Annotated in this window: 3 protein-coding genes; all 3 read right to left on the bottom strand. The window is 67.2% G+C overall.

From position 1 onward, the window contains the following. Positions 1 to 32 precede the first annotated feature (32 nt). Entirely contained in the window at positions 33 to 698 is a 666-nt protein-coding gene (locus K789_RS0117255; RefSeq protein ID WP_051181136.1) for a hypothetical protein, read from the bottom strand. 211 nt (positions 699 to 909) lie between these two features. Continuing rightward, positions 910 to 3,126 carry a S9 family peptidase gene (locus K789_RS0117250; RefSeq protein WP_024367850.1) on the bottom strand — a complete coding sequence of 739 codons (2,217 nt, stop codon included), beginning with the start codon at positions 3,124 to 3,126 and terminating at the stop codon, positions 910 to 912. Positions 3,127 to 3,152: 26 nt separating this feature from the next. After that, positions 3,153 to 3,986, bottom strand: an 834-nt coding sequence (locus tag K789_RS0117245) for an LCP family protein (RefSeq protein WP_024367849.1), incomplete at its 5' end; no start/stop codon positions are given.

Raw genomic sequence — 3,986 nt, 5'->3', positions numbered from 1 at the left:
CGGCCCGCCGTGCGCAGTACTCATCCGGGGAACTACTGCCGGAGGTCGGACTGCTGGTCGGCGGTAGCCGTGGCTTCGCCCTCGATGGTCTGGTTGATAATGGCGTCCTGCTGCGACACTGCGAAGGCGTTGCTGTCGATTGAACCGATGTTGGCGGCGACGGCGGCGTCAATCGGGGCGGCCACGTTGGCGTTGGCGGCCACAGCACCGTTGATCGGGGCGGCGATGTCGGCGGCGGCGTCCAGATCAACGTTCACGTTGAGCAGGTTGGAGTTGAGGGCTCCGGCGACGTCGGTCGGCAGGGCGCCTTCCTCGGCCGTGACATCCGTTGCGCCGGTGTCGCTGCCGTCGGTGCTGCCGGTGTCCTGCTCGATCGTGCTGTCCTGCGCGGATTCAGCCGTAGCATCGGCAGAGATGCCCTGGTTGATGATGACGCCCTGGTCCGAGAGTGCCTGGGCGTCCGAGCCGAAGGACAGGATGTTGGCCGACGCCGCGGCATCGATCGGGGCGGCGACGTTGGCGTTGGCCGCGATGGCGAGGTCGATCGGCGCCGCCGCGTTGAGGCCGAGGTCCAGGTCAGCGTTCAGGTCCAACACGGAGGCCACTTCCTTGTCCGGGAGTGCGGTACCTGCCTCCGCCAGCAACTCGTCCTCGCTCAGCGGGGTCAATTCCTGTTCAGTGCTCACGAATAGCTCCATTTCCGGCACGGTTTCTGCTGCCCCCAGTGAGCAGTGTCCAGACCGATGTGCCTCATGCGAGTCAATAGTAAGCATGATTAGCTTTTATCCGGTAGGCGACTCCCGGGATTACCGGGATCCAGCCGCCCTGGGCCCGGCCCCACCATCGGCTGCTCCGTATCGGCCCTTATGAGGGCTCAAAGGGGCCGTTATGGAGCAATCGATGGGGAGGCTACTTAACCCCGGCCCCCGGCAGCAGGTCCGTGGCGCCCAGGGAGTCGGCGACGAAGGCGTAGTCCCAGGCCCGTTCCTTCCACTGCACGTAGCGGCCCGAGGCGCCGCCGTGGCCGCCCTCCATCTCGATTTTCATCACGATCGGCTCGCTGCCGGTGGTGAGTTCGCGCAGCCGCTGCACCCATTTGGCGGGCTCCACGTAGAGCACCCGCGTGTCATTAAACGAGGTGACCGCCGCGATCTTGGGGTACGCCACCGCGCGGACGTTCTCGTACGGCGTGTAGGACTTCATGTACTCGTACACGGCGCGGTCGGTGATCGGGTTGCCCCATTCCTCCCACTCCAGCGCGGAGAGCGGCAGGTTGGGATCCAGGATGGTGGTCAGGGCGTCCACGAACGGGACGGCGGCCACGATCGCCGCGTACTTCTCCGGTGCCAGGTTGGCGACGGCGCCCATCAGCAGGCCGCCGGCCGAACCACCCATGGCCGCGATCCGCGAAGGATCCACCCAGCCGGACTGCGCCAGCCAGTCGGTGGCCGCGATGAAGTCCGTGAAGGTGTTCTTCTTCTGCAGCTTCTTGCCGGTGTCGTACCAGTGCCGGCCCAGTTCCCCGCCGCCGCGGATGTGGGCGATCACGAACACGATGCCCCGGTCCAGCAGGGAAAGGCGGGGGATGCCGAAGCTGGGGTCCATGCTCATCTCGTAGGAGCCGTAGCCGTAGACCAGGCCGGCCGCCGTGGAATCGCGGGCCACCGAGGCGTGCCGCAGCACCGAGAGCGGGATCCGGGTCCCGTCGGAAGCGACCGCCCACTCGCGGGTGGCAACGTAGTCGGCGGACGAGTAGCCGCCCAGGACCGGGCTTTCCTTGCGCAGCAGGAGTTCGCCGGCGGGCAGCTCCGCGGTGGGCAGCACAAAGTCGTAGACCCGGGACGGCGTGAAGTAGGAGGTGTAGCCCATCCGGATTACCGGGGCCTCATAGTCGGAGCCGGCGACGCCCGCGGTGTAAAGCTCCTCCTCGAAGGCCGGCTCCACCGGCGCGCCCTGCTCCGGCGTGCCCAGCCCGGCCAGCGGCAGGACCTGCACCCGCTCGATCGTGTCCTTGCGGATGGAGACCACGAGGTGTGTCGCGGTGACCCCGGCGCCGTTGACGCGCACCTGGTCGGAGTGTTCGACGACGGTGGTCCAGTGCTGCTCGGCGAGCGGCTTGGCGAGCTCTGCCGGGTCCACGAGGGAGACCATGGAGTTGATGGCGTCCTTGTTGTGGGTCAGGACGATGGCCTCGGCCTGCTTCCCTGCGGCGTCAGCCAGCAGGAACGGCTCGGCCTCGTAGAGGATGCGCTCCTCGCGGGAGATCACGGTGCTGAGTCCGGCGTCGAGTGCATCGAAGCGCAGCAGCCGGGTCTCGCTGAATTCCGAGCAGCCGATGCCCAGCACCAGGTGGCGGCGGTCGGCGGAGAGCTCGAAGCCCAGCCACATGGCGACGTCGTCCTCCTGGTAGATGACCTCGTCCCCCTCGACGGGCGTGCCGAGGACATGGGACCTCACCTGGTAGGGGCGCCAGGCGTCATCCACCACGGTGTAGAAGATCCGGGTGCCGTCGGGGGAGAAGGAGATGCCGTAGAAGACGTTCTCGATCGCATCGGGAAGGAGCTCACCGGTCCGCAGGTCCTTGATGCGCAGCGTGAACCGCTCGTCGCCGGCGTTGTCCACGGCGTAGGCGTAGAGGTTCCCGTCGATGGTCACGGCGGCGCCGCCGACGGCGAAGAACGGTTTGCCCTCTGCCTCGACGTTGCAGTCCAGCAGGATTTCCTCGCCCGGGATGTCGACGCCGACCTCGACGGCGGGCGGCGTCCAGTCGGCGATGCGGTCGCCGGTGTCCTGGGCCCGGACGCGGCACTGGATCCCGTACTCCTTGCCCTCGACTGAGCGGGTGTAGTACCACCAGCCGTCCTTGCGGTTGGGAACGGAGAGGTCCGTCTCCTGGGTGCGGCCCTTGATCTCCTGGAAGATGGCCTCGCGCAGCGGCTCCTGGTGGGCCGTCACGGCCTCCTGGTACGCGTTCTCGGCCTTGAGCAGTTCCACGACCTCCACGGATTCCTTGTTCCGCAGCCACTCGTAGTTGTCCTCGAAGGCGTCACCGTGGTGTGTGCGGACGGCAGGGATTTTTTTGGCCACGGGGGGCTGCGGGGACGGCTGAACAGGAGTCTGGGTCATGGCTCCAATCTACCGCCCGGAGGGCGTCAGTTCCCGTTCTGCAGATTGTTGGCGGCGATGTAGTCGGGCAGGGTCCCGGAGGCCAGCGCGGCGGCAACGGCGGCGGTGGCGGCGGGATTCTGCAGGACAATTGACTGTCCGTCCCTGCTGGTCCCGGTGCCGGCCGTGGGGAGTGAGAAGAACGCGGCATTGCCGGGGGACGTGCCGCGCATGCTGAAGGCGAGCCGTTCCAGCGTCTCCACCGTGAGCCCCGGGTCCACCGTGACGTGGGGGAGGACGGTCGCCACCAGCTGCTTCACGGTGTTGCGGTCCGACAGCCCGCCTTCAGCCGCCATCTTGGCCATCACGGCCTTGAGGAAGGTCTGCTGGTTCCGGACCGGCTGGTAGTCGCCGTCGGCGAAGGCGTGGCGCTCGCGGACATAGGCCAGTGCCTGCAGGCCGTTGAGCCTGTTCACGCCGGCGGGAAAATACACGTAGTCGTCGATGGTGCCCTGAAAAGCCTGCTTGATGTCGACGTCGACGCCGCCGAGGGCGTCCGTCATGGCGGCGAAACCCTGGAAGTCCAGCATCACGGTGTGGTCGATGTGCTGGCCCAGCAGGGATTCCACGGTCTGGGTCATGAGGGGCACGCCGCCCAGCTCGAGTCCGGCGTTGACCTTGGCTGCCCCATAGCCGGGGATGTCCACCCATAGGTCGCGCATGATGGAAATGCCGTAGATGTTCTGGCGGTCCGCCGGGAGATGGATGAAGACGAGGGCGTCCCCGCGTTGGTCGGATGTGGCGCCGGAGGCGGCGACTGCCCGTTCGTTCACGCGGCTGTCGCTGCCGATCAGCAGGATGTTCAGTGCGGTGGGCGGCGG

This window comes from Arthrobacter sp. TB 26 (genome assembly GCF_000427315.1).
Lineage (GTDB): Bacteria > Actinomycetota > Actinomycetes > Actinomycetales > Micrococcaceae > Arthrobacter.
The sequence above is the reverse complement of the archived record's forward strand: the minus strand, read 5'-3'. Positions and strand labels throughout refer to the sequence as shown.

What these genes read in the sequence shown, in the direction of transcription:
- K789_RS0117255 (WP_051181136.1), bottom strand. Translation starts at nt 698, where the DNA reads ATGGAGCTATTCGTGAGCACTGAACAGGAATTGACCCCGCTGAGCGAG.
- K789_RS0117250 (WP_024367850.1), bottom strand. Translation starts at nt 3,126, where the DNA reads ATGACCCAGACTCCTGTTCAGCCGTCCCCGCAGCCCCCCGTGGCCAAA.